General features: G+C 71.8%; 25 protein-coding genes. 4 read left to right on the top strand and 21 right to left on the bottom strand.

Annotation, left to right across the window (positions count from 1 at the left end; all coding sequences use genetic code 11):
- Positions 1-54: 54 nt before the first annotated feature.
- The 3 genes from ACE3UN_RS14620 to ACE3UN_RS14610 are packed head-to-tail and all read left to right on the top strand — an operon-like array spanning position 55 to position 2,664.
- A complete protein-coding gene (locus ACE3UN_RS14620) occupies positions 55-798 on the top strand; it encodes a metallophosphoesterase (RefSeq protein WP_374675701.1) in 744 nt (247 codons plus the stop codon).
- Positions 788-2,323 (top strand): serine/threonine protein kinase, encoded by a 1,536-nt coding sequence (locus ACE3UN_RS14615; protein ID WP_374675700.1) that lies wholly within the window; start codon positions 788-790, stop codon positions 2,321-2,323. The genes ACE3UN_RS14620 and ACE3UN_RS14615 overlap by 11 nt, the downstream gene beginning before the upstream one ends.
- Positions 2,320-2,664, top strand: coding sequence for a YkgJ family cysteine cluster protein (locus ACE3UN_RS14610; protein WP_374675699.1), 345 nt, complete (start codon positions 2,320-2,322; stop codon positions 2,662-2,664). The genes ACE3UN_RS14615 and ACE3UN_RS14610 overlap by 4 nt, the downstream gene beginning before the upstream one ends.
- Before the next feature lie 9 nt (positions 2,665-2,673).
- Here ACE3UN_RS14610 and ACE3UN_RS14605 read toward each other — a convergent pair whose 3' ends face one another.
- The 20 genes from ACE3UN_RS14605 to ACE3UN_RS14510 all read right to left on the bottom strand — a co-directional run bounded on the left by ACE3UN_RS14605 (position 2,674) and on the right by ACE3UN_RS14510 (position 22,507).
- Positions 2,674-3,210, bottom strand: coding sequence for a hypothetical protein (locus ACE3UN_RS14605; protein WP_374675698.1), 537 nt, complete (start codon positions 3,208-3,210; stop codon positions 2,674-2,676).
- A 122-nt stretch (positions 3,211-3,332) separates the two neighbouring features.
- Positions 3,333-4,091: a Crp/Fnr family transcriptional regulator gene (locus ACE3UN_RS14600; RefSeq protein WP_374675697.1), complete on the bottom strand. Its 759-nt coding sequence runs from the start codon at positions 4,089-4,091 to the stop codon at positions 3,333-3,335.
- Between the two features lie 89 nt (positions 4,092-4,180).
- Positions 4,181-6,031 (bottom strand): nitric oxide reductase activation protein NorD, encoded by a 1,851-nt coding sequence (locus ACE3UN_RS14595; protein WP_374675696.1) that lies wholly within the window; start codon positions 6,029-6,031, stop codon positions 4,181-4,183.
- A gap of 2 nt (positions 6,032-6,033) precedes the next feature.
- Positions 6,034-7,074 (bottom strand): 4Fe-4S binding protein, encoded by a 1,041-nt coding sequence (locus ACE3UN_RS14590; protein ID WP_374675695.1) that lies wholly within the window; start codon positions 7,072-7,074, stop codon positions 6,034-6,036.
- 77 nt (positions 7,075-7,151) lie between these two features.
- Positions 7,152-7,961, bottom strand: a complete 810-nt coding sequence (locus ACE3UN_RS14585; RefSeq protein WP_374675694.1) for a CbbQ/NirQ/NorQ/GpvN family protein — start codon at positions 7,959-7,961, stop codon at positions 7,152-7,154.
- A gap of 27 nt (positions 7,962-7,988) precedes the next feature.
- Positions 7,989-9,443 carry a cbb3-type cytochrome c oxidase subunit I gene (locus ACE3UN_RS14580; protein WP_374675693.1) on the bottom strand — a complete coding sequence of 485 codons (1,455 nt, stop codon included), beginning with the start codon at positions 9,441-9,443 and terminating at the stop codon, positions 7,989-7,991.
- A gap of 11 nt (positions 9,444-9,454) precedes the next feature.
- Positions 9,455-9,889, bottom strand: coding sequence for a cytochrome c (locus ACE3UN_RS14575; RefSeq protein ID WP_374675692.1), 435 nt, complete (start codon positions 9,887-9,889; stop codon positions 9,455-9,457).
- 113 nt (positions 9,890-10,002) lie between these two features.
- A complete protein-coding gene (locus ACE3UN_RS14570; RefSeq protein ID WP_374675691.1) occupies positions 10,003-11,547 on the bottom strand; it encodes a methyl-accepting chemotaxis protein in 1,545 nt (514 codons plus the stop codon).
- Between the two features lie 116 nt (positions 11,548-11,663).
- Positions 11,664-13,199 (bottom strand): cytochrome D1 domain-containing protein, encoded by a 1,536-nt coding sequence (locus ACE3UN_RS14565; RefSeq protein WP_374675715.1) that lies wholly within the window; start codon positions 13,197-13,199, stop codon positions 11,664-11,666.
- Between the two features lie 49 nt (positions 13,200-13,248).
- Entirely contained in the window at positions 13,249-14,457 is a 1,209-nt protein-coding gene (gene nirJ / locus ACE3UN_RS14560) for a heme d1 biosynthesis radical SAM protein NirJ (RefSeq protein ID WP_374675690.1), read from the bottom strand.
- A 43-nt stretch (positions 14,458-14,500) separates the two neighbouring features.
- Positions 14,501-14,977 carry an Lrp/AsnC family transcriptional regulator gene (locus tag ACE3UN_RS14555; protein ID WP_374675689.1) on the bottom strand — a complete coding sequence of 159 codons (477 nt, stop codon included), beginning with the start codon at positions 14,975-14,977 and terminating at the stop codon, positions 14,501-14,503.
- Positions 14,964-15,458 (bottom strand): Lrp/AsnC family transcriptional regulator, encoded by a 495-nt coding sequence (locus ACE3UN_RS14550; protein ID WP_374675688.1) that lies wholly within the window; start codon positions 15,456-15,458, stop codon positions 14,964-14,966. Before ACE3UN_RS14550 ends, ACE3UN_RS14555 begins: the two co-directional genes overlap by 14 nt.
- Complete coding sequence (locus ACE3UN_RS14545) at positions 15,445-16,437, bottom strand: Lrp/AsnC family transcriptional regulator (protein ID WP_374675687.1); 993 nt, start codon at positions 16,435-16,437, stop codon at positions 15,445-15,447. Before ACE3UN_RS14545 ends, ACE3UN_RS14550 begins: the two co-directional genes overlap by 14 nt.
- Positions 16,438-16,447: 10 nt before the next feature.
- On the bottom strand, positions 16,448-17,674 hold the full coding sequence (locus ACE3UN_RS14540) for a cytochrome D1 domain-containing protein (protein ID WP_374675686.1): 1,227 nt from the start codon (positions 17,672-17,674) through the stop codon (positions 16,448-16,450).
- Positions 17,671-18,057, bottom strand: a complete 387-nt coding sequence (locus tag ACE3UN_RS14535; RefSeq protein ID WP_374675685.1) for a cytochrome c — start codon at positions 18,055-18,057, stop codon at positions 17,671-17,673. The genes ACE3UN_RS14540 and ACE3UN_RS14535 overlap by 4 nt, the downstream gene beginning before the upstream one ends.
- A 95-nt stretch (positions 18,058-18,152) precedes the next feature.
- Positions 18,153-18,833: a hypothetical protein gene (locus ACE3UN_RS14530; protein WP_374675684.1), complete on the bottom strand. Its 681-nt coding sequence runs from the start codon at positions 18,831-18,833 to the stop codon at positions 18,153-18,155.
- The gene (locus ACE3UN_RS14525; protein WP_374675683.1) at positions 18,830-19,162 is read right to left on the bottom strand and encodes a plastocyanin/azurin family copper-binding protein; all 333 of its coding nucleotides are present in this window, start codon (positions 19,160-19,162) and stop codon (positions 18,830-18,832) included. The genes ACE3UN_RS14530 and ACE3UN_RS14525 overlap by 4 nt, the downstream gene beginning before the upstream one ends.
- A gap of 71 nt (positions 19,163-19,233) precedes the next feature.
- A complete protein-coding gene (locus ACE3UN_RS14520) occupies positions 19,234-20,142 on the bottom strand; it encodes an ethylbenzene dehydrogenase-related protein (RefSeq protein WP_374675682.1) in 909 nt (302 codons plus the stop codon).
- Between the two features lie 2 nt (positions 20,143-20,144).
- On the bottom strand, positions 20,145-20,744 hold the full coding sequence (locus tag ACE3UN_RS14515) for a NapC/NirT family cytochrome c (RefSeq protein WP_374675681.1): 600 nt from the start codon (positions 20,742-20,744) through the stop codon (positions 20,145-20,147).
- Positions 20,745-20,821: 77 nt separating this feature from the next.
- Positions 20,822-22,507, bottom strand: coding sequence for a cytochrome D1 domain-containing protein (locus ACE3UN_RS14510; protein WP_374675680.1), 1,686 nt, complete (start codon positions 22,505-22,507; stop codon positions 20,822-20,824).
- 233 nt (positions 22,508-22,740) lie between these two features.
- Between ACE3UN_RS14510 and cobA the strand changes: the two genes are divergently transcribed.
- Entirely contained in the window at positions 22,741-23,583 is an 843-nt protein-coding gene (gene cobA, locus ACE3UN_RS14505; protein ID WP_374675679.1) for a uroporphyrinogen-III C-methyltransferase, read from the top strand.
- Between the two features lie 85 nt (positions 23,584-23,668).
- On the opposite strand, the gene ftsZ is transcribed toward cobA, so the two are convergent.
- On the bottom strand, positions 23,669-24,910 hold the full coding sequence (gene ftsZ, locus ACE3UN_RS14500) for a cell division protein FtsZ (protein WP_374675678.1): 1,242 nt from the start codon (positions 24,908-24,910) through the stop codon (positions 23,669-23,671).
- Between the last annotated feature and the right edge of the window lie 76 nt (positions 24,911-24,986).

Genomic DNA, 24,986 nt, shown 5'->3' with positions numbered 1-24,986 from the left:
ATCAGTATGGCGTCAGGCGCGGATGAGACGCTGGCGCCAGGAGACACAGGGCACATGAAGCTCGCATTGATCACCGACCTGCATGCCAACCGCGAGGCCGTGCAGGCGGTGCTGGACCATGCCCGCGCGCAGGGCGCCGGGCGCCATGCCTTCCTGGGCGACTACGTCGGCTACGGGGCCGATCCGGCCTGGGTGGTGGACACCGTCATGGCCTACGTGGCCGAGGGCGCCATCGCCGTCGGCGGCAACCACGACGCGGGTGCCGCCCAGGGCCCCTCGCCCACCATGCGGCCCGACGCGCGCCGGGTGATCGAGTGGACCCAGGCGCAACTTGACGAAAAGCAACTGGCCTGGTTGCGCGGCTTGCCGCTGTCGCACACCGAGGGCAACATGCTTTTCGTGCACGCCAACGCCTTCGCGCCGGCCGAATGGGAGTACATCCAGGGCCGGCTGGAGGCGGTGCGCAGCCTGCACGCCACGCCCTGCCACTACACCTTCTGCGGCCACATGCACGAGCCGAAGCTGTTCCACCTGTCGGGCACCGGCAAGGCCGGCGACTTCGTCCCCACGCCGGGCGTGCCCATTCCCGTGCCGCCCCACCGGCAATGGCTGGTGATCCCGGGCTCCGCCGGGCAGCCGCGCGACGGCAACCCGGCCGCGTGCTACGCCATGCTGGACACCGACGAGCAGGCCCTGACCTTCCACCGCGTGCCCTACGACCACGAGACGGCGGCCGACAAGATCCGGCGCGCCGGGCTGCCCGCGGTGCTGGCGGACCGGCTCGCGCATGGAGAGTAATTCCTTCGCCTGGGGCAGCCGCGGCGACGGTGCCGCCCTGCCCTCGCCCCTGGCCGCCGGCCAGGTGATCGACGGCTTCCGGCTCGACGAGGCACTGCACACCGGCGGCATGGCCACGCTGTGGCGCGTGACGCGGCTGCAGCCCGACATGAGCCCCGCGCCGGCCGAATTCCCGCTCATCATGAAGGTGCCGCGCATCAAGGGCGGCGAGGACCCGGCCACGATCGTCGGCTTCGAGGTCGAGCGGATGATCATGCCCATGCTGTCCGGCACGCATGTGCCGCGCTTCGTGGCCAAGGGCGACTTCACCCGCCAGCCCTACATCGTGATGGAGCACATCCCGGGGCCCTCGCTGCGGCCCCGGCTCGACGACGCCCCGCTGTCGCTGGACGAGGTGGTGGAGATCGGCTCGCGCGTGGCCACCGCCCTGCACGACCTGCACCGCCAGCATGTGGTGCACCTGGACATCAAGCCCAGCAACATCCTGTTCCGGCCCGATGGCACCGCGGTGCTGATCGACTTCGGCCTGTCGCGCCACGACCACCTGCCCGACCTGCTCGACGAGGAGTTCACCCTGCCCATGGGCACGGGGCCCTACATGTCGCCCGAGCAGGTGCAGTTCGTGCGCAACGACCCGCGCAGCGACCTGTTCGCGCTCGGCGTGATGCTGTACCACCTGACCACCGGCGAGCGCCCCTTCGGCGCGCCCAACTCGGTGCACGGCCTGCGCAAGCGGCTGTACATCGATCCGGTGCCACCGCGCGCGCTGCGGCCCGATTGCCCGCCCTGGCTGCAGGAGGTGATCCTGAAGTGCCTGGAGGTGAAGCCGGAGAACCGCTACCCCAGCGCCGCGCAGCTGTCGCTCGACCTGCAGAACCCCGCCCAGGTGCCGCTGACACGCCGGGCCGAGCGCCTGCAGCGCTCCAGCGCGTTCAAGCGTGCCAAGAAGTGGTTCTTCGCCCTCGGCTCCGAGCCGGACGCGCGGCCGGTGACCGCCACCGAGCTGGTCAAGAAGAGTCCCATCATCCTGGCCGCGGTGGACGTGGAATCGGCCAGCCGCCGGCTGCTGGACGAACTGCGCGAGACGGTGCGCCGCATCGTGCTCACCGAGCCGGGTGCGCGCCTGGCCTGCGTCAGCGTGATGCGCACGGCGCGCATCGGCATGGACGAGCTCACCGACGACCAGGGCCGCAGCGTGCACGTGAAGCAGCTGGTCGGGCTGAAGCACTGGGCACGGCCCATCAGCAAGTCGCTCAACCTGGACGAAGGCCGGCTCACCTTCCATGTGCTGGAAGCGCCCGACGCGGCCACGGCCATCGTGGACTTCGCCCGCCGCAACCAGATCGACCACATCGTGATGGGCGCGCGTGGCAACTCCGCCCTGCGCCGTTACCTCGGCAGCGTGTCCTCGCAGGTGGTGGCCGAGTCCGACTGCACCGTCACGGTGGTGCGCGCCGCGGGTCCGGACGCCCCGGGCGACGACAGCACGCTGGGCGGCGACAGCACGCTGGGCCCGGCGGCGTGAGCACCGCGGCCGCGGCGTCCAACCCCTGCATCGGCTGCGGCGCCTGCTGCGCCAGCTTCCGGGTGGACTTCGCCCGGGACGAGCTGCTCAGCGAGGGCGGCAGCGTGCCGGACGGCCTGGCCGTGGACGTGACCGACACCACCTGCCGCCTGCGCGGCACGGACCACGCGCAGCCGCGCTGCGCCGCCCTCACCGGCCGCGTGGGCGTGGACGCCCGCTGCGGCATCCATGAGTGGCGGCCATCGCCGTGCCGCGAGTTCGGGCTGCTCAGCCCGCACGGCCGCGGCGACGACGCCTGCGACCGGGCGCGTGCCCGGCATGGCCTGGGGCCGCTGGGCTAGGGCCTGCGCTCAGAGCGAACGGGCGGGATCGGCGCCCCAGCCGCGCAGGGCCCGCGCGGCGTGCCGGGCACCCTGCTCGGTGCGGGGGTGGACGACCACGGCCCACTGGTGGCGGTGCAGCGCGTCTTCCACGCGGCGGATCACGCGCCCATGGTCCGGGCGCAGGGTGATGAAGCCGGCCCACATCCCGCCGCTGAACAGGCCCATGACCCCCAGGAACAGCAGCGTGAAGCCCGGCGAGGCGGCGGCGGCCGTCCACTGCGCGATCAGCAGCGCCCCGATGGCGAGGCCACCGGCCAGGCCGAGCAGGCCCAGCGTGAGGTGGCTGCGCAGCGCGGTCGACCAGATGCCGCGGGTTTCCGGCTCCAGCACCTTGTCCACATGCCGGGCGTGGGGGCTCAGCACGGCTACCGGGCCATCGGCCTGCCGGTCGGCGCGCAGCTGATCGGCGGCGGCGTGGGCATCGAAGCGGCTGGCGAAATCGGCGGCGACGACGGTGAGCGAACGCTCCCCGAACAGCAGGCGGGTGGCGGGTGAGGCAGTCATGGGGCGGCTCCGGCAGATCGGAAGATGCCTCCATTGCAGCGCCGCGGGCACGCGCCGCCCACCGGACGGGGCCGGGGCTGCGCGTGGGACGATGCCGACGGGCCGGGGCCGTCGGCAGGCGCCTACTGCACCGGGTAGCCGGCCAGCCGCGCGGGGTCGGGGATGCGGATGTCGCGCTTGTCGATGGCGATCAGGCCCTCGGCCTCCAGCTCGTGCAGCACGCGCGAGAAGTACTCGGGCGTGAGCGACAGCCGCGAGGCGATCGTCGCCTTGCTCACCGGCAGCGACACGCGCATCTCGCGCGCCGGCGGGCGCGCGTCGCGGCCGGGCGGCAGCGCGCCGGCGGCGGCCAGGGTCATCTCGGCGGCGTCGTCCGCGTCCTCGGGCAGGTCCCGCAGCAGGTAGCCGATGACGCGCTGCATGCCGCTGTGCAGCGCGTAGGCCTGCACGTCGTGGATCAGCCCGTGCAGGCGCCGCGAGATGCCGGCCAGCATGCGCAGCGCGAAGCGCGAATCGCGTTCGATTTCAGCCAGCACCGCCTGCTTGCTCACGCTGAGCAGCAGCGTGTCGGCCAGCGCCTGGGCGTTCACGATGTAGGGCTTGCCGGTGAACATCAGCGCCTCGGCGAAGGTGTTGCCCGGGCCGATCAGCTCGATGACCTTCTCCTGCCCGGCCGGCGAGATGGCGAACAGCTTCACCTGGCCCACCACGGTGACGTGGAACTCCTCGCACGGCTCGCCCAGGCGGAACACGTCCTCGCCGCGTGTCAGGCGGCGCAGCCGGCAGCCCTCGGCCAGGCGCTTCAGTTCGTCCGGAGACATCTCCTGGAACAGGGGCAGCACCGACAGGTAGCGGGGCACATCGAAATTTCTGGCCTCCATGCGGGCTCCTCCTGGCGGGGCGGGGGTATCGAACGCCGCGGATTGTGCGCACCGGGCCGGGGCGACGGATTGACCCCTGTCAAGCCAGCTCACGGGCGGGTCAGCGCCGCGTACACGCCCGCCAGGCGCCGTGCCAGATCTCGCGGCTGGTGCACCAGCGCATAACCCTGCTGGCCGAACAGCAGGGGCAGGTAGTCGTGTGCATCCTGGTCGATGGTCACGGCGAACGGGGTGCAGCCGGCGGACCGGGCCTCCTGCAGCGCATGGCGGGTGTCCTCCAGGCCGTAGCGGCCCTCGTACACGTCCAGGTCGTTGGGCTTGCCGTCGGTCAGCAGCAGCAGCAGGCGCTGGCGCTCCGGGCGCTCGGCCAGCCGCGCGGTGGCGTGCCGGATGGCGGCGCCCATGCGCGTGTAGTAGCCCGGCCGCACGGCGCCGACGCGGGCGCGCGCCAGCTCGCCCCAGGGCTCGTCGAAGCCCTTGAGGTGCTGGATGCGCACGTGCTGGCGGCGCACCGAGCTGAAGCCCAGCATCTCGAAGCGGTCGCCACCGGCCGCCAGCGCCTCGCCGAACACGTACAGCGCGTCGCGGATCACCTCGATGACGCGCAGCGCGTGGCCGCGCCCGCCGATGTGGGCGTCGGTCGACAGCGACAGGTCGGCCAGCAGCAGCGTGGCCAGGCTGCGTTCGTCGTGCACGCGGCGCTGCCACACGGCGGGCGATTCGCTGCGCTGGCTGGCGCCCTCGGTGGCATGGCGCACCCAGGCGTCCAGGTCCAGCTCCTCGCCGTCGGGCTGGGCGTGGCGGCGGGCGGGGGCGGCACGCAGCAGCTCCAGCCGGCGCCGCACCTGGCGCGCCGTCACCTTCAACGCCGCGGGCGGCACGAAACCGGCGGCCTCGCGCGCCACCAGGCGCTGTACGGCGCAGTGCGCGGGCAGCAGGCGTTGCTGGCGCCAGTCCCATTCGGGCAGGTGCTCGCCCGGGCCGAGCGGCAGGTCGTCCGCCGCGGCGCTGGGCAGGTCGAGGTCGAAGCGCACGCGGGCGGCGGGGCGGGCGCCCTTCGCGTCCGCCACCGCGAGCGTGTCCATGTCCCGCGCAGCCGCCAGCGCGTTGCCGTCGTCGTCGTCGTCGTCGGCGCGCTGCACCTTGGTGAACTCACCCCAGGAGAGGATGGACTCGGCGCGGAAGAACATCATCAGGGGCGCCGCGTGGCGCTCGTCCTTCACGCGCTCCGCGTGGCGACGGGTGCCGTCCTCGGGCACGTCGCGCGCCGGCGCACCCTCGGCCTGCGCGGGCTCACCGTCCCGCCGGCCGGCCGCGACGTCGCCGGCCACGGGGCGCCCGGCGTCCATCCAGAGCCAGACGGGCGCGGCATCGGCGGGCAGCCAGCGATCGTCGCCCGCGGCGGGCGGCTGGCCGCGCAGCGTGGCCTGCACGCGCTGCTCGGCCAGGGCGGCGTCGCGCTTGAGCCGCGCCGGGTCGGGCCGCAGCGCCAGCTGCGCGGCCAGCAGCCGCGCGTGGCGCTCGCGCAGCCCGGGAAAGGCCGCCAGCGCATCGGCGGTGGCCACCCGGTTGTCGGCCAGCCAGCCGGCGCCAGGCTGCCAGTGGGCCGCCAGCGCGGCCAGCCACAGGTACAGGTCGCGGTTCAGGGCCCGGTCGGGGAACACGGCCAGCCGCGGCGGCAGGGCCAGCACGTCGGGCTGCAGCTCGGGCCGGGCCGCCCGCAGGCCGCTGCCGCCCACACGCTGCAGCCAGCCGCGCGGGCCGCCGATGGCACGCTCGGCCACCGGCGCCACGCGCACGGCGGCGGCGCCGCCCCCGGCTCGGAACAGCATGGCCAGCGGCCGCTGCATCTCCTCCAGGCGCACCACGGCGGCGGGGTCCACCCGCTCGCTGAACCGGGTGATCACGCGGTGCCATTGCTGGCCGACCCACTCTTCCATCGTCAGGCCCTCCGGCGCTCGCCGTCCGGACGCACCGGGAAGGCAAGCACGTTGTCGGCGGAGGCATCCGCCGGCCGTTCACGGCGCGCCCGCAGCGTCTCGCGCAGCGCGTCGGCGCCCACCGCCCAGTGCAGCAGCGGTTCGCGCTGCTGGGCCTGCTGGGAATGGTCGCAGGCGTCGACGCACAGGCCGCATTGCACGCAGGAGAACTTGCGCCGCTTCATCTGGCGCGGGTTCAGGTGCATGGGGCACGCATGGTCGCAGGCGTTGCCACGCGGCGCGTCGCAGGTGCGGCAGTCGCTGGGCCGGGCACGTGCCAGGCCGAGGGTGAGCGCGCGGCGCAGCGCCGAGCGGGGCGGCGCCTCGCCACCGCGGGGAAAGCCCACCACCCGCCCGTGCGGGTTGGCCATCCACACCAGGCTCTGGAACAGGCCCACCGCGCAGCCGAAGCGGCAGAAGAAGTGCCGCGCCAGGCCGAACTCCGCCGCGAACACCAGCGTGCCGATGCCGATGAAGCGCGCCTGGTTGGGCGTGAGCGTGCCGGCCACCAGGTTGCCCCAGATCTGCGCCGGCGGCAGCAGGTAGGTCAGCAGCGTGATGGCCCAGAGGAAGCCGAAGCCCAGGCACAGCGCGGCGAACACCGGCCACCAGCGCCGCTGCGGCACGCGGCCGGCCACCGGCGTGGCCTGGCGGTCCCACAGGCTGGTGCGGCCGCAGGCGCGCTGCAGCGTGTCGTTGAGCAGCTCCACCAGGGAGAAGTGCGGGCACAGCCAGCCGCAGTACATGCGGCCGTACTTCCACGCCACGCCGAGGAACACGGCGATCACCGCGATGGCGGGCAGGAAGGCGCGCCACAGCATGTTCGCCGCCATCTCGCCGGCGCCGATCTGGCCGGCACGGAAGGCATCGATGCCGAGCGTCCAGCGCTGGCCCAGGAACCACAGCTGCGCCTCGTTGAGGTCGAAGCGCAGCAGGTCCAGCGCAGGGGCCAGCAGGAACAGCGCGAAGAACGCGACTTGAAAGGTGCGGCGGCGGCGTTGCATCAGTGAGGAGTCAGGAGTCAGGAGTCAGGCAACAACACCACCGCCGCGAAAACGTCAGGGACCGGGACACATGCCGGTCATGGGGAAGCGAGCACCGCGTGCACCACCTCGTCCAGCGCCTCGGCGGTGGGCGCGTCGTCGGTGAGGGCGTCCACGATGGCCGCGCGGCAGGCCGCATGCAGCGGCACGCCGGACACCACGAGGCGGGCCGCCATCACCAGCAGGCGGGTGCTGGCGGTCTCCTCGAGGTCGTGGTCGGTCAGGCGCCGCAGCGCCTCGCCCAGGCGCACCAGCGAGCCGGCCAGCGCCGGCGAGGCGCCGGCCTCGGCCTGCAGCACCGCCAGCTCCACCGCCGGGGCGGGGTAGCCGAAGTTCAGCGCCACGAAACGCTGGCGGGTGCTGGGCTTCAGGCTCTTGAGCAGGCTCTGGTAGCCCGGGTTGTAGGACACCACCAGCATGAACTCGGGTGGGGCGGCCAGCTGCTCGCCGGTGCGCTCGATGGGCAGCACGCGGCGGTCGTCGGCCAGGGGGTGCAGCACCACGGTGGTGTCCTTGCGCGCCTCCACCACCTCGTCGAGGTAGCAGATGGCGCCCTGGCGCACCGCCCGGGTGATGGGGCCGTCCACCCACACCGTGCCCTGCGGCCCGATGAGGTGGCGGCCCACGAGGTCGGCTGCCGAGAGGTCGTCATGGCAGCTCACGGTGACGAGCGGGCGCTGCAGACGGGCCGCCATGTGCTCCACGAAGCGGGTCTTGCCGCAGCCGGTGGGCCCCTTGATGAGCAGCGGCAGGCGTTGCCGGTACGCGTGCTCGAACAGGGCCACCTCGCCGGCCTGCTCCGCGTAGTACGGTGCAGGCGTCAGTCGGGTCGTCTCGCTGTGGTCCATGGCGGCTCCTTGCATGTGCCCGCGGCGTCAGGCGCGCTGGGCAGGTTGCGTCTTCAGGTAGCCACCGCCGGCGGGGGCCGCCGCCTCGTCGGCTTCGGTCACCGGCTCGCCGCCGATGAAGAAGCTGGCGAAGTACAGCAGCTGGCCGACCAGGAACACCACGCCACCGGCCACGCGGGTCCAGTAGAAGAAGCGCAGCTGGTCCTGGGTCGCCATGAAGCCCATGGCGCCTTCGGTGGGCATGCGTTGCAGCCAGACCTGCAGGATGCCGGCGCCGGTGAGGGCGAGCACCATGATGGCCATGCCGATCGTCATGATCCAGAAGCTCCACATTTCCGCGGCCTGGGCCTTCTTGCTGTTGGCCAGGCGGCCGCGCAGCGTGGGCATGGCGTAGCTGATCAGCGTGATGACGACCAGCACGTAGGCACCGTAGAAGGCCAGGTGGCCGTGGGCCGCCGTGATCTGCGAGCCGTGGGTGTAGTAGTTCACCGGGCTGAGCGTGTGGATGAAGCCCCACAGGCCGGCGCCGAGGAAGCCCATCACCGAGGTACCCACGGCCCAGAGGACCGCGGCCTGGTTGGGGTGTTCACGGCGGCGACGCTGCACCATGTTGAAGGCGAACACCGTCATCATGAAGAAGGGGATGGGCTCCAGCGCGCTGAAGATGCTGCCGATCCACTGCCAGTAGCCGGGCAGGCCGATGAAGTAGAAGTGGTGGCCGGTGCCCAGGATGCCGGTCATCAGCGCGAAGGCGATGATCACGTACAGCCACTTGTCGATCACCTCGCGGTCCACGCCGGTCGTCTTGACGAGCACATAGGCCAGCAGCGCACCGAGGATCAGCTCCCACACGCCTTCGACCCAGAGGTGGACGACGAACCACCAGTACATCTTGTCGCGCACCAGGTTGTGCGGGTTGACGAAGCTGAACAGGAAGAAGATCGCCAGGCCCCACAGGCCCATCAGCAGCACCAGCGAGATCGCCGTCTTGCGGCCCTTCAGGACCGTCATGCTGATGTTGTAGAGGAAGCCGAGGGCCACCACCACGATGCCCAGCTTGGTGGGCAGCGGCTGCTCGAGGAACTCGCGCCCCATCGTCTGCAGCAGCTCGTTGCCCGTGAGCTCGGCCAGCTTGGCATAGGGCACGGCGAGGTAGCCCACGATGGTGAGCGCACCGGCCACGAGGAAGATCCAGAACAGCGCGATCGCCAGCTTGGGCGAGTGCAGCTCGGTCTCGGCCTCGTCAGGCACCATGTAGTACGCCGCGCCCATGAAGCCGAACAGCAGCCAGACGATCAGCAGGTTGGTGTGGACCATGCGGGCCTGGTTGAACGGCACGTACGGGAACAGGAAGTCCCCGATGACGTACTGCAGGCCCAGGCCGATGCCGAAGATGATCTGCCCGGCGAACAGCGCCAGTGCAGCGATGAAATAGAGCTTGGCGACCGCCTGGCTCTTGTACTTGAGAACGGGGGTGTGCATCGTCTCGCTCCTCAGCCTTCGATGTTCGGCGGCCACTTCTCAGTGTTGATCTGGCTCGTCCACTTGAGGAACTCCACCAGGTCATCGAGCTCTTGGTCGTTGAGGTTGAACTGCGGCATCTGGCGGCGGCCCGGCGAGTGCGTGGGCTGGGCCTTCATCCAGGCCTTGATGAAATCGCCGCCGCGGCGCGGGTAGACGTTGCCCAGCTCCGGCGCGAAGTACGCGCCTTCGCCCAGCAGGGTGTGGCAACCGATGCAGTTGCGCGTCTCCCAGATCTTCTTGCCCGCCACCACCGCCGGGGTGATGGCCTGCGCGTTGGAGCGCTCGGGAATGCGCCGCTCGGTGTGGAACACCAGCGCGGCAAAGAGCAGTGCAAAGAACACTGACCCGCCGTAGAACATGTTGCGGGCCATCTGCTTGGTGAACCCGCTGCTGACCTGGCTCATGAAGAAGCCCTCCTATCCTCGTGAAGAGATGTGCATATCCTCGTATTCCGGTCGGATACTTTCCTTGAACCGGTTCAAGGAACCCGCCGCGGACCCGGCGGGACTGACATTCGTCAAAGCCGGAACACACCCACCGCCTGCACGAGGCGGCCCGCCTGGTCCTCCAGGCTGCTGCTGGCGGCCGCGCTCTGCTCCACCAGCGCGGCGTTCTGCTGGGTCACCTGGTCGAGCTGGGTGACGGCCGCGTTCACCTGCTCGATGCCGCGCGTCTGCTCCTGCGCGGCATGGCTGATCTGCGCGATCAGCGTGCTCACCTCGCGCACCTGGTCCACCACGCGCTGCATGGCCTGGCCCGCCTCGCGGGCCTGCGCATGGCCGCCCTCGATGCGCTCCACGCTGCCCTGGATGAGCGACTTGATCTGCCGCGCGGAGGTCGCGCTGCGCTGCGCCAGGCCGCGCACCTCCTCGGCCACCACCGCGAAGCCGCGGCCGTGCTCGCCGGCGCGCGCGGCCTCCACCGACGCGTTCAGCGCCAGGATGTTGGTCTGGAAGGCGATGCCCTCGATCACGGCCACGATCTCGGTGATCTCGCGGCTGGACGCGGCGATCTCGCCCATGGTGTGCACCACCCGGCCCACGGCCTCGCCGCCCTGGCCGGCCACGGCGCAGGTCTGCTCGGCCTGGGCGCGCGCCGTGTCGGCGGAGTCCGCGTTGTGGCGCACCGTGCCGGCCAGCTGCTCCATGGAGGCGGCCGTCTGCTGCAGGTTGGCGGCCTGCTCCTCCGTGCGCTGGGACAGGTCCGTGGTGCCGCTGGCGATCTCGGTGGCGCCGGTGGCGATGCTCTGGCTGCTCGCCCGCACCTGGCCCACCAGGCTGGCGAGCTGGCCGGTCATGCGCTGCAGGGCCCCCATCAGCCGGGCCGTCTCGTCCCTGCCCTCCACCTCGACGCGCGTGCTCAGGTCGCCCTGGGCCACCGCTTCGGCCACCTGCACGGCACGGGCCAGCGGCCGGGTGATCGACCGGGCGAGCAGCCAGGCCAGCGCCAGGCCCGCCACGATGGCCGCCAGCGCGGCGCCCAGCAGCGTCTGGCGCATGGCGTCGATGCGCTGCAGCACGCCGGCGCCGCTGTCGCGGGCCACCGTGGACTGCAGCGTGTTCAGCGCGTCCACCTCGGCCTGCAGCGCGTCGATCGCGGGCAGCGTCTGGGTCTTGAGCAGGCGGGTCGCCCCCTCCCGGTCGCCAGCCTGCAGCAGGCGGTCGACGTCGGTGAACGACTTCACATAGGCGGCGCGCAAGGGCTTGATGCGCTCGAGCATCTGGCGCGCGTCGGGGCGCCGCACCAGTTCGTCCAGCACGGCGAGCGACTCGGTGACCACCTTCTTGTTGCCGTCGATCTTGCCGCGCAGGTGCTGCACCTGCTCGGGCGTGTCGGCGAAGAACAGCTCCATGGTGCGCCGGGCATTGGCGCGCGTGGTGGCGGTGATGCGGCTGGCCGCCTCGGCCTTGGCCCAGTCCTGCGTGACGATCGCGTCGACGTCGGCGCGCATGCCGCGCAGCTGCGCGAGGCTCAACCCCACGACGCCGGCGATGATGGCCAGCAAGATGCCGAAGCCCAGCGCGAGGCGCAGGCCCAGACTCATACGATGAACCAGATGCATGGGACTCCTCCTGATGTGTCGATGCACTCTCCGATGCATCGGCACGGGGGAACCCGGGATTCAGCCGGCCCCGACCCCGCGCTTGACAATCCGCAAACGCGGGGCCGGGTGGCCGCTCAGTGGGAGGTGCCCTCGCTGCGCGTGATCTTGTTCCACACGTTGTACTTGCCCACCGGCTTGCGCATGGGCAGTCGCTTCACCTCCTTGAGGGTCTGGGCGTCGTACACCACCAGCGCGCCGTCCATCTCCCACACGCTGGCCAGGGCGTAGCGGCCGTCGCGCGTGAACTCGATGTGCGCCAGCGTCTTGCCCGGCTCGCGCAGGCTGGCCACGGGCTGCAGAGTGGCCTTGTCGATCACCGTCAGCGTGTCCTTGGCCTTGGGCGACATCATCGAGTCGGCCCAGGCATAGCGGCTGGCCTCGTGGCTGCGCAGGAAGAAGCCCGGCCCGGGCGTCGGGATGGTGGCCACCGGCCGGAAGTCCGCCAGGTCGATCACGTCGATGCCGCTGCCCTTGAGGTTGGGGCTGGCCAGCACGGTGCGGCCCTGCCAGGTGAAGGCGATGCCCGAGCCCAGGTGCGGCATGCCGGCCAGGCCCAGGTCGGCCACCTTGCGGCGGGCGTCCAGGTTGATCACCTGCGCGCTCACCGCGTCGCCGCGCGCGCCGCTGGCCGGGCGCGTGGCGCCCAGCACATGCCGGTAGGGCGGGTCGAAGAAGAAGTCGTCCAGCGGGCCGTCCAGCGCGGTGCGCAGCGGCGTGCTGGCCCGCCCGGCGGCCAGGGCCGAGCGCGGCCCGTAGGGCAGCTCCCACAGCTCGGCGGTGTCCTTCAGGGCCACGACGAAGCTCTGGCGCGGTGCGGCGTCGTACACGGCCGACACGCGCGAGCTCTCGCTGCCTCGGGCGTTGGTGGCCGGCAGCGTCTGCACGAGCCGCAGGTCGCTGTCGAACAGCACCACCGTGTGCGGCAGGTAGTTGGCGGCCGCCACGAAACGGCCGTCGGCGCTGACGGCGATGTTGCGCATGTTGAGGCCGGCGCGCACTTCCGCCACCACCTTCAGCCGCCAGAGGTCGTACTTGGTGATCCAGCCGTCGCGCGAGCCGAAGAACACATGGCGCCCGTCCGGCGTGAACTTCGGTCCGCCGTGCAGCGCATAGCGGCTGGCGAAGCGGTGGATGACCTCGAAGCGGTCGCCGTCGAGCAGCGACACATGGTGGTCGCCGCCCTCCACCACCACGAACAGGTTCATGGGGTCGGCGCCCCAGGCCGGCCGCACCGGCTCGTTCGCCGGCAGCGGCGTGGCGATGCGCGAGGCGCGGATGTCGGCATCGCTCCAGCGGGGCTGGGGCAGCACCGGCGTGCGCACGTAGGCGGCCAGCGCGGCCACCTCGGGCTCGCTGAGCACGCCGCCGAAGCCGGGCATCTGGGTGGCGTCGCGGCCACGGGCGATGGTGGCCAGCGCGTCCGCGGGCTTCAGGCGCTCCAGGCTCTCGGGCAGCAGCGCCGGGCCCATGCCGCCGGTGCGCTGGGCGCCATGGCAGGCCGCACAGTGCTGGCGGTACAGCGCCGCGGCGTCCACGGGGGCCGCGGCGGCGGAGGCGGCCGGTTCGGCCGGCACCGGCAGCGAGCGCGCCTGCGCCAGGTCCACCCCCATCCACACCATGGAGGCGGCCAGGGCCAGCTTGGCCACGGTGGCAAGGCGTTCACGCATGGCTGGGCTCCTCGTGGGGCAGGCCGCTCTCCGCCCGGCCCGGGCCGATCTCCTCGTCGCTCAGGTAGCAGCCCGGGTCTTCCGCCCAGGGGTTGCCGGTGGTCTGCTCGGCACGCACGCGCGTGTTGCCGCCGCAGATGCGCAGCCAGCGGCAGCCGGCGCAGCGGCCTTCCACCGGGCGGGGCTGCTGCTTCAGGCCGGCCATCAGCGGGTCGGAGGTGTCGGCCCAGATGGCCGAGAAGGGGCGCTCGCGCACGTTGCCCAGGCGGTGGTGCCACCACATGGTGTCGGGGTGCACGTCGCCCACGTTGTCGATGTTGGCCACGTGCAGGCCCGAGGCGTTGCCGCCCCAGGCCATCAGGCGCTGCTCGAGCGCCGGGGCCCACTGCGGCCAGCGGGCCGCCACCCACTGCAGCAGGTAGACGCCGTCGGCGTCGTTGTTGCCGCTCACGTACTCCTCGTCGCGGCCGTCGCGTGCGGCCTCCCAGGCGCGCTCGAACAGCGTGTCCAGCGCGGCGCGGGTGGCGTCGTGGTGGGCGTCCTTGCGGCGGTGCACGTTGCCGCGGCCGGCGTAGTTGAGGTGCGAGAAGTAGAACTTGGCGATGCCCTCGTCGCGCATCAGGCCAAGCAGGGCCTCGAAGTCGTGGCCGTTGACCTGCGTCATGGTGAAGCGCAGGCCCGTCTTCACCCCGCGCTCGGCCAGCAGCTTCAGCGCGCCCAGGCTGCGGTCGAAGGCGCCGGTCAGGCGGCGGAACTTGTCGTGCGTCTCGCGCAGGCCGTCCAGGCTGATGCCCACGTAGTCGAAGCGCGCGGCGGCGATGCGCTCGGCCAGCGGCGCGTCGATGAGCGTGCCGTTGGTGGACAGGCCGACGTAGAAGCCCATGTCCCGCGCCCGCGCGGCGATCTCGAACAGGTCGGGCCGCAGCAGCGGCTCGCCACCGGACAGGATGAGCACCGGCACGCGGAAGCGCTTCAGGTCGTCCATCACCGTGAACACCTCGGGCGTGGACAGCTCGCCCGGGTAGTCATGGTCCGCCGAGAAGGCGTAGCAGTGGGTGCAGGTGAGGTTGCAGCGGCGGATGAGGTTCCAGATCACCACCGGGCCGGGCGGGCCCGAGGGGGCCCGCTCGCGCGCGGTGGGCCAGGCGCCGTCGCGCTCGGCGGCGGCGAGTTCGCGCAGGTAGTGGCTGATGCGCAGCATGGCGGTCTTTCGGTGGGGTGGGCGTCGGCGAGCGCAGGGGCACTCAGGTCAGGCGCAGGCCGGTCTTCTTCAGCACGGCGGTGGAGTACAGGATCTCGTGTCCGCGGCAGGCGTCGCCCAGCAGCGCGGCCACCCGGGTGGCCTGCTGCTCGACCTCGGCGCGCTCGCGGCCATGCAGCATGACGAACAGGTTGTAGGGCCAGTCGGGCAGGTGGCGCGGGCGGCGGTAGCAGTGGCTGACGCCCGGCAGCGCGGCGATGGCCTCGCCGAGCGCGTCCACGCGCGCATCGTCCACGTCCCACACGCTCATGCCGTTCGCGGTGAAGCCGAGCTTCACGTGGTGCGGCACGGCGCCGATGCGGCGCACCACGCCGCTGGCGAGCATCGCGGCCAGGCGCTCGCGCACCTCGTCGCCGGAGATGCCCAGCACGGCGCCGATCGCCTCGTACGGCCGGGCCACGAGCGGCAGGCCCGCCTGGGTGGCGGCCACCAGGGCGCGGTCGAGTTCACTCAGCGGCATCGTGCGCCTCCATCGTTGCGGGCGTGGCGGCGGGCCACAGGGGCAGCCGCAGTTCCACCAGAAATTCGCGTTCCTTGGGGAAGGCCCACACCGGCAGGCCGGTGTCCGCCTCGATGCGCGCCAGCGCGGCGTCCGCCGCCTGCGGCGTCTCGGCCGCGACCACGAACCACATGTTCAGCCGGTGCTCGCGGCGGTAGTTGTGGGCCACCTCCGGCAGGGCGTTGACCTGCTCGGTGACCGCGGCGAAGCGCTCCTCGGGCACGGCCATGGCCGCCAGCACGAAGCGGCCGCCCGCGCGCTCGATCTGGTAGAGCGGCCCGAAGCGCGTGAGCAGCCCTTGCGCGAGCAGCTGGCGCAGGTGCTCGATGACCCGGTCCTCGCTCCAGCCCAGCGCCTGGCCCACGGCCGCGAAGGGCCGGTCCACCAGCGGAAAGCCACCGTGCAGGTGCGCCACGAGGCGGGCGTCGTCAGACGAAAGCATGCAATGTCTCCCTGGCGGGCACCGGCAGGCGGAACCGCCGGCCTCCCGTCTGTTTGTAGCGCCGCGTCGAGAACAGCACGGCACGCGGCAGTCCCGTGAGGCCGGCGGCCGCCGTGGCCCGCTCCACGGTGGCCAGCGTCTCCTCGCGGTGCCGGCCGTGCGCCATGGCGTAGAGGTTGTAGGGCCAGCCCGGCGCACGCGCCCGGCAGTACACGAGGTTCAGCCCCGGTACGCCGGCCAGCGCCAGGCCGCGCGCGTCGACCTCGTCGTCGGGCACGTCGAACACCGTCATCGCGTTGGCCGACCAGCCCAGCTCGTGGTGCCGCACCACCACGCCGAAGCGGCTGAGCGTGCCGCGGTCCAGCCAGCCGGACAGCGTGGCCAGCACCGCGTCCACCGGCCGGCCCAGGGCCTCGGCCCAGGCGTCGTAGGGACAGACCACCAGCGGCAGCCCCTCTTCGGCCAGCGCGGCCAGCGGCAGGTCGGCGTCGGCCAGGGGCGCCGCGCGGCGCCGGGCCGGCGTGCCCGCCGTGGCCGCCTCGGGCGCCAGGCGCAGGTCGAAGCCCAGGTCGATGCGGTACGGGCGCCGCATGGGCAGGCGCAGGGCCGGCACGCCGGTGGCCGCCTCCAGCTCACGCAGGGCCTGCTCCACGCCGGGCACGTCGCCGCCGGTCAGCACGAACCACAGGTTGAAGCGGTGCTCGCGGGCGTAGTTGTGGTTCACGCCCGGGTGGGCCGACACGGTGGCCGCCACGGCGTCCAGCCGCTCGGGCGGCACCGCCATGGCGCACAGCAGCGCGGCGCCGCCCGCGCCCGGGGCGAACACCGCGCCGATGCGGCTGATCGCGCCGTCGTGCTGCAGGCGGGCGCACTGGGCCAGCACTTCCGCGGGGGACAGGCCGCTGCGTGCGGCCACGACGTCGAAGGGCCGCCGCACGAGCGGGAAGTCGCGCTGCCAGGCGTTCAGCAGGTCGATCACCGTCGCGCCCTCAGAAGCCCACCCGGTGGGCGCGCGAGGTGAAGAAGATGCCGCTGGGCGCATCCACCGCCAGCGTGGCGGTGGTGGCCAGGCTGCGCGTGTCGATGACGCTGACGCGGTTGTCGTCGCGTGCACTCAGCCACACCGCCTCGCCGCGGGGCGTGAACTCCATGTGCAGGATGGCCTTGCCCGGCTGCAGCGTGGCCACCACCTGGCGGCTCGGGGTGTCGATCACCTGCACGCGATCGTAGTCGGGCAGGGCGAAATTCACCCACACCTGGCGGCCGTCCGGCCGCGCCATCACGAACACCGGCTGGCCGGCCACCGGGATGCGGCCCACCTCCTGCCAGCTCTCGGTGTCCACCACCAGCACCTCGTGGCGGCCGATGGCGGGCAGGTAGGCGTGGCGGCCGGCCACCGCCCAGCCGCGCAGGTGCGGCATCTTGTAGACCGGCAGCGCCGCCTGGCCCTTGCCATAGCCGCCCAGGATGCGGCGCACCACCGGCTTGTCGGCCCACAGGTCCACGCAGGCCAGGCCGTCCTCGCCGAACAGGCCGGCGATGTAATGACGGCCGTCGGGCGTGACCAGTGCGTCGTAGGGCTGGCGGCCGATGCCGTCCAGCCGCGTGACGCGCGGGCGGGCCAGGTCCGAGCAGTCGGCGATCCAGATCGCGTCGGCGTCGAACAGGCTGTAGGCGAACCGCCGGCCCGGCAGGTCCACCAGACCGACCACGCGCGACAGGCGGCCGGGCTCGAACTCGGCCGGCAGGTCGGCCCGCAGCGTCAGGGTCTGCGCGTCGAACACCTTCACGCCGCCGGGCGTGTAGTTCTGCGCGGCCACCAGCGTGCCGTCGGCGCTGATGGCACCGCCGATGGAGTTGCCCGCCTGCTGCACGCGCTGCACGACGCGGGCGGTGAGCAGGTCGACCTGGGTCAGCGCGCCGTCGCGGCCGAACACATAGGCGAAGCGGGTGTCGCGCGAGAAGACCACCGAGGCGTGCGACAAGTCGCCCAGGCCGGTGATCTCCGCCAGCACGCGCGGCTGGCTGGTGTTCACCAGGCTCAAAGCGCCGCGGGCGCGCTGCACCACCACGCCGAGGTCGCCGGTGCCCATCAAGGCCGGCAGGGGGCTGGGCAGCGGCGCCGGGGCGGCGGCGCTGTCGGCCACGGCCCGGGCGGAGGTGGCGCAGGCGATCGGGGCGGCGGCCGCGGCGGCGAGCCAGTGGCGGCGTTTCATCGGGGGGTCCTTTCCTCGGGCATGCCCTGGGCCAGCGTGTGCGCGATCCAGCGCGCCTCGGCCTCGGTGAGCAGGCCACGCCAGGGCGGCATCGGCGTGCCGGGGCGGCCATGCACGATGACCGCGGTCATGGAATCGAGCGGCTTGTCGGCCAGCGCCTGCGGCGTGAGCGCGGGGCCCAGGCCGCCGGTGAGCTGCATGCCGTGGCAGGCGCCGCAGTCCTGCCGCACCATGCGCACCAGCTGCTGCTGGCGGGCGGCGGGGGGCGCCGCCGGGGCGGCCGGCACGGCCTCGGTGGCCGGGGCCGTGCTGGCCGCAGCGGCGGCCAGGGTGGCCTGGCACAGCAGCCAGGCGGCGGGAAGAAGCAGGTGGCGCGTTCTCATGGCAGTGCAGCCATGGTCGGCGCCCAGGGGGTGGAGCGTCCTTGAACCAGTTCAAGCGGCCCGCGGTGGGGCCGCCTCTGCCCGGGGCCTCCCCCTCACTCGGCGGTGTGCGCCAGGGGCAGGCGGCGGCGCTGGCCGCCCTCGGCCGGCTCGACCAGCCACAGCGCGTCGCCGGCGGGGTCGAAGCGCGGCTGGGCCTCGTGGCGCAGCCCGTCGGGCCAGGCCCAGCGGCGCGCCACGCGGCGCGCGTCCAGGCTCCAGGCCTGCACCTGCGGCGCCTGGCCGGGCGTGGCGGCTGCGATGACGACCGCGAGCAGCGCGCCCGCCTCGTCCGCCGCCCAGGCGCGCACCGGCCCGGGCAGGGCAATGCGGCGCCGGTGCAGGAAACCCCGCACGGGCACGCCCTCGCCGAAGCGGTAGTCGTGCACCAGGCCGTCGTAGCGGTCCTCGGCGTGGGGGTCGAGCGAGATGTCCCAGAGCTCGGGCAGGTCGCCCGGCACCACCACCAGCGCCTGGCGGGCCGGCCAGTGCAGCCACTGCACCGCGCCGCCGGCCAGGCGCCCGTCGGCCGCGGCCAGGGGCCAGCGCTGCAGCACGGCGCCGTCGCGGCCCTGCAGGCGCAGCTCGGGCGGCGCGCCCGCATGCACCTCGGCGCGCACGCCGCCCGGCAGGGCCACCGCCTGCACGGGCGCAGCGGACGAGGCGAACGCGGCGCCCGCGGCGCACCACAGCCCGGCGACGCACAGCCACGGGGCGACGACGCGGGCCACGCTCATGGCGTGACCTCGACCACGCCCTGCATGTCGGGGTGCGGCCCGCAGAGGTAGGGGTAGCGGCCCGGCTTGTCGAAGCGGCGCTCGTAGTGCTCGTCGGGCAGGAACCGCTCGCTCTCGAAGCCTCCCGGCCCCGTGAACAGCACCGAATGGCTGGTGCGCTTCTCGCGGTTCACCCAGCGCACCACCGTCCCCGCCTTCACCACCACGCTCGCCGGCTCGAAGCGCATGTGCTCCACCACCACCGTGACCACCGGATCGGCCGCCGACACGGCGCCTGCGATGAGTGCACACGCGAGCGTCGATGCACACCGACCGAACCAAGCGGCCACCGTGGATCCGGCTCCGCCGGTCCACTGGTGGCGCCCCCCTGGGGGGGAGCGCCGCAGGCGCTTCGGGGGGGTCACAGCTTATTTGCGGTGATGTCGGCCTTGGCATCCAGGCCCAGCGTGTAGCCCAGCGACACATGGTGGAAGCGGCCGCTGGTGTGGTCGTCGTGGATGGCGAAGCCGAAGTTCACCACCTTGCCCGGCGCCAGCGCGATGTCGCCGTCACCGCCGGCGAGCTTGCGGGTGAACACCACCGTCCACTGCCCGCCCTTGTTCTCGCCCTTCACGTCGACCAGCGCCTTGCCGCCTTCCATGACGCGCTTCTCCGCGACATGGCCGTCGACCTTGCCGCCCTTGCTCGTCCACTGCACCAGGTCGTAGTACTTGCCGGAGGCCACGGAGCCGCCGGGCACGTACTTGGTCTTCTGGTCGTCCTTGCCCTCGGGCATGGTGCGCGAGTCGGTGTGGCAGGTCTCCCAGCAGCCCGACAGCGCCGCGCGGTCCACCTTGTTGTCCTCCAGCATGAAGGCCAGCTTGACGGCGTTGTCCTTGTCCATCTTGGGCGCGCCACCGGGGGGCTGCTTCCAACTGAAGCGCAGGTACAGGTTGGCGCCGTCGTGGGAGGCCTGCACGCTCACGGGGATCGCGCCTTCCTTGCCCGCGATGGGCTTGGGCTCGTTCTTCTGCCCGCTGGCGATCTTCTTGCCCATGTCGCCCGTCTCGTCGTGGTGACAGCTGGCGCAGGACTCGCCCTTCTTCAGCGCACGCGCACCGCCGTGCTCGGTGCCCTTGGTCACCCACTCGATGGGGGAGGCGCCAGGGTAGAAGACGGTGATGGTCTTGGCCGGCACCTTGCCCCAGTCGGGCGCGGCCGCCTGGGCGGTGCCGTGGGCCCAGAGCAGGCCGCCCGCGGCGGCGAGGGCTGCCACGCGCAGGGCGCGGTCGGCCACGGTGTCGATGGAGTTCACGCGGTTGGCTTTCATGGTCATTCCTCTTCTTCCATGCCCTGGGGCTTGTGGTGGGCGATTCCCTTGTGGCAGTCGATGCAGGTCTCGTTGTTCTTCTGCGCCAGCTCGTGCGACTTGCGTGCACGGGGCTTCTGCGCTTCCGAGTTCATCGACTTGAAGTCGTGGCAGTTGCGGCACTCGAGCGAGTCGTTGGCCTTCATGCGGGCCCACTCGCGCTTGGCCAGGGTGAGGCGCTTTTCCTCGAACTTCTCGGGCGTGTCGATGGTGCCGGTGATCTTGCCCCACACCTCGCGCGAGGCCTGGATCTTGCGCAGCATCTTGGGCCCCCACTCCTTCGGCACGTGGCAGTCGGGGCACGTGGCCCGCACGCCCGTGCGGTTGGTGTAGTGGATCGTGTTCTCGGCGTATTCCTTGTAGACGTTGTTCTTCATCTCGTGGCACGAGATGCAGAACGCCTCCTTGTTGGTCATCTCGACCGCCGTGTTGAAGCCGCCCCACAGCACGATGCCCGCCACCACGCCCACGATGAGCAGGCTGAGGAGCGACATCTGGCTGGGGCGCTTGAGTGCGCGCCACAGGCGACCGATGGGGCCGGGTTGCTTGTTCGGATCGGCCACGGTGGGCTCCTCGCGTCGTCAGTATCGAAAGGGGGGCGGGCAGCGCCACCCAACGTGTGGCGCCGCCCGTCACGTCATCAATAGATGTCGTGCTGCGTGTTGAAGACGTTGAACTTGCCCGTCGGCGTCACGATCGCGGGATCGGTGATCACCTTCTTGAGCTTCAGCGTCTTGTCGTCGTAGACCACGATGGCCGACTGGTCGGTCTTGCCGCCCCACAGGCTGATCCACACCTCGTCACCCGCCTCGTTGTATTCGGGGTGGGTGGCGCGGCGCAGCGCCTTGGTCTCCGGCAGGCCGGAGTCCTTGGCCACGTCGAGCTTGACCGGGGTCTTGCCCAGGTCCTTCAGGTCGTACACGTAGACGGCCTCGGCGTTCTCACGCTCGGGGTTCATCGGCATGTCGGCCCACAGGTGCGTGGACTTCGGGTGCGTCTTGACGAACAGGTTGCCGGCGCCCGCGGTCTTCAGCTCCTGCACCACCTTCCAGTTGTGCTGCTTGTACTTGGCGAACTTCTTGTCCTCGCTCGGCGTGGAGATCAGCGTGATCGCCGCGTCGCCCAGGTGGCCCGTGGCCCACACCGGCCCGAACTGCGGGTGCACGAAGTTGGCACCGCGGCCCGGGTGCGGGATCTTCTTGGTGTCCACCAGCGCGGCGAGCTTGCCGGTCTTGGTGTCCACCGCGGCGATCTTGTGGCTCGCGTTGGCCGCCACCAGGAAGTAGCGCTTGCTCATGTCCCAGCCACCGTCGTGGAGGAACTTCGCCGACTCGATCGTCGTGGTCTTGAGGTTCTTGATGTCGGAGTAGTCGACCAGCATGATCTGGCCGGTCTCCTTCACGTTCACCACCCACTCGGGCTTGATCAGCGAGGCGACGATCGAGGCCACGCGCGGCTCGGGGTGGTACTCGCCGTCCACCGTGTTGCCGCGGGTCGAGACGATCTTCATCGGCTTGAGCGTCTCGCCGTCCATGATCGAGAACTGGGGCGGCCAGTACGTGCCACCGATCAGGTACTTGTCCTCGAAGCCCTTGAACTTGGACGTGTCCACCGAGCGCGCGTCGGCACCCAGCTTCACCGTCGCCACCGTCTTGGGCGTCTCGAACCACAGGTCGATCAGCGTCACCAGGCCGTCGCGGCCCACGGTGTACACGTAGCGACCGGAGGCGGACAGGCGGGAGATGTGCACCGCGTAGCCGGTGTCCAGGATCTTCCAGATCTGCTTGGTGTCGCCGTCCACCAGCGCCAGCTTGCCCGCGTCACGCAGGGTGATGGCGAAGATGTTCTTCAGGTTGACCTTGCTCTGCTGGGCCTTGGGCCGCTCGCTCACGGGCACCAGCAGCTTCCAGCTGGCTTCCATGTCCTTGAGGCTGAACTCCGGCGGCACGTCCGGCGTGCGCTGGATGTAGCGCGCCATGACGTTGATCTCGTCCTTGGTGAGGATGTCGTCGTAGTTCACCATGCCACCCTCGGTGCCGAGGGCGATGATCTTCTCCAGGCGCGCGGTACCCAGCTTCAGCGTGCCGCCTTCCTGGGTGGAGCCGTCGGCGGCCTTCTTCGACCAGTGCGGCTCCAGGTTCTTGCCGGTGGCGCCCTTGCGCAGCACGCCGTGGCAGCCCGCGCAACGCTCGAAGTAGATCTTCTTGCCGAGCTCCACCTCGGCGGGCGTCATCTCGGGGGACGCGGCGGCCTGTTGGGCCTGTGCGCCCACTGCCGTCACGGCCAGCAGGGCCGCGGCCAGTCGGGACAAGTTCGGGATCCTCATCGGTACTCTCCATGTGGCGGGCCGCCCCTCGTTGGGCGCCCTGGCAGCTCGTGTCCACCGGCAACCACATGTCGCCTTCCAAGGTGGGCTCGGCGTGGCTGCGTAGGTCGCGCATCGAGCGGAGCCCATGGTTCCGTGCGGGGCCCCGGGCGTCCTTGAACTGGTTCAAGGACGGTCCAGGGGGCCTGCCCGGAACATGGCGACCATCGGTTGAAGGCCAATGGAGGCTTGTGATGCGCAGTTGGGAGAGCTACGGGCCGCAGGCCACCTTGTCCGCGGGCCTGCCGCCCGCGCATGACGAACCGGCGTCCCCTGCGCGCGTGACCCTGGTGGGCGCCGGCCCGGGCGACCCCGAGCTGCTGACCATGAAGGCCTGGCGGGCGCTGCAGTCGGCCCGGCTGGTGCTGTACGACCACCTGGTGGACAAGGCCGTGCTGGCCCACGTGCCCGAAGGCGCCGACCTCATCTACGTGGGCAAGGAATCCGCGCACCACACGCTGTCGCAGGAGGCCATCATCAGCCTCATGGTGCGGCTGGCCCGCTCGGGCCGCGCGGTGCTGCGCCTGAAGGGCGGCGACGGCTACATCTTCGGCCGCGGCGGCGAGGAGGCCGAGGCCCTGGCCGCGGCCGGCGTGCCCTTCGAGGTCATCCCGGGCATCACCGCGGCGCAGGGCATCGCGGCCTCGGTGGGCATCCCGCTGACGCACCGCGACCATGCCGACACGCTGGTGCTGGTCACCGGCCACCGCCGCAACGACGGCGAGCTCGACCTCGACTGGCCCACGCTCGCGCGCCCGCGCCAGACGGTGGTGGTGTACATGGGCGTGGCCACGCTGCCGCTGATCAGCGCGCGCCTGATCGCCCACGGCATGTCGCCCGACACGCCGGCGGCGCTGATCGAGCGCGGCACGCTGCCCGGCGAGCGCTGCGTCACCGGCACCATCGCCACCCTGCCTGTGCTGGCGCAGGTGGAACGGGTGAAGTCCCCTGCCCTGCTGATGATCGGCCCGGTGGTGGCGCTGCACGAGGTGCTGGCGCGGCCGGTGGCCACCGCGCAGTTGCTGGCGGCGCAGTAGTCGGCTGGCACCCGCCAGCCACGAAAAAGGGGCGCCCTGCCGGGCGCCCCTTGGCTTTGACGACGGAAAGGGACAGTCGGCCGGCTCAGTCCGCCTGGCGGCGCAGGAAGGCCGGGATCTCGATCTCGTCCATGCCGTTGCTCGACAGCGCCTCCACCTTGGCCGCCGCCTGGGTGCGGCCCGTGCGCCAGACGCTGGGCGTGGCGAACTGGTGGTAGTCGTTCTGCGGCGCGGCCGCGGCGGCCATGCCCGTGGCGCCCAGCGGCGCCGTGCCGGCCACCGGGGTGTTCAGCAGGGGCAGGTTGTCGGTGCCGGTGCGCAGCACGGGCTGGGCCTGGGTCTGCACCACCGTCAGCGGGGCCTGGGCGCGGCGGGCCGACGACAGGCCGGTGGCGATCACCGTGACGCGCAGCTGGTCGCCCAGGCTCTCGTCGTAGGCCGTGCCGAAGATGACGTGGGCGTCCTCCGCGGCGTAGCGCTTGATGGTGTTCATCGCGTTGCGGCTCTCGCTGAGCTTGAAGTTCGCCTTGCTCGCCGCGATGAGCACCAGCACGCCGCGTGCTCCGGACAGGTCGATGCCCTCCAGCAGCGGGCAGGCCACGGCGGCCTCGGCGGCCTTGGTGGCGCGGTCGGGGCCCGAGGCCTGGGCCGTGCCCATCATGGCCTTGCCGGGCTCGCTCATCACCGTCTTCACGTCCTCGAAGTCCACGTTCACGAGGCCCGGGATGTGGATGATGTCGCTGATGCCGCCCACGGCGTTCTTCAGCACGTCGTTGGCGTGGGCGAAGGCCTGGTCCTGCGTGACGTCGTCACCCAGCACCTCGAGCAGCTTCTCGTTGAGCACCACGATCAGCGAGTCGACGTTGGCCTCGAGCTCGGCCACGCCGGCATCCGCCTGCTTGCAGCGGCGGCCGCCTTCGAAGTCGAAGGGCTTGGTCACCACGCCGACGGTCAGGATGCCCATCTCCTTGGCCACGCGGGCGATCACCGGCGCCGCGCCGGTGCCCGTGCCGCCGCCCATGCCGGCGGTGATGAACAGCATGTGGGCGCCGGAGATGGATTCGCGGATGCGGTCCACCGCCTCTTCGGCGGCCGACTTGCCCACGTCGGGCTTGGAGCCCGCGCCCAGGCCGCTGGCCCCGAGCTGCACCAGCTGCGCCGCGCTGCTGCGGTTGAGCGCCTGGGCGTCGGTGTTGGCGCAGATGAACTGCACGCCCTGCACCCCTTGCGCGATCATGTGATCGACCGCGTTGCCGCCGCCGCCGCCCACGCCGATCACCTTGATCTGCGTGCCTTGGTCGAATTCCTCGATCATCTCGATGGGCATGTGAACCTCCGTCGTCTGTTGCAGTTGCCGTACTGTGTGGGTGTCCCAAGATCCGGGCCCTCGTCGGTGGGGCCCT

Source organism: Ideonella sp., assembly GCF_041918995.1.
Lineage (GTDB): Bacteria > Pseudomonadota > Gammaproteobacteria > Burkholderiales > Burkholderiaceae_C > Ideonella.
The sequence above is the reverse complement of the archived record's forward strand: the minus strand, read 5'-3'. Positions and strand labels throughout refer to the sequence as shown.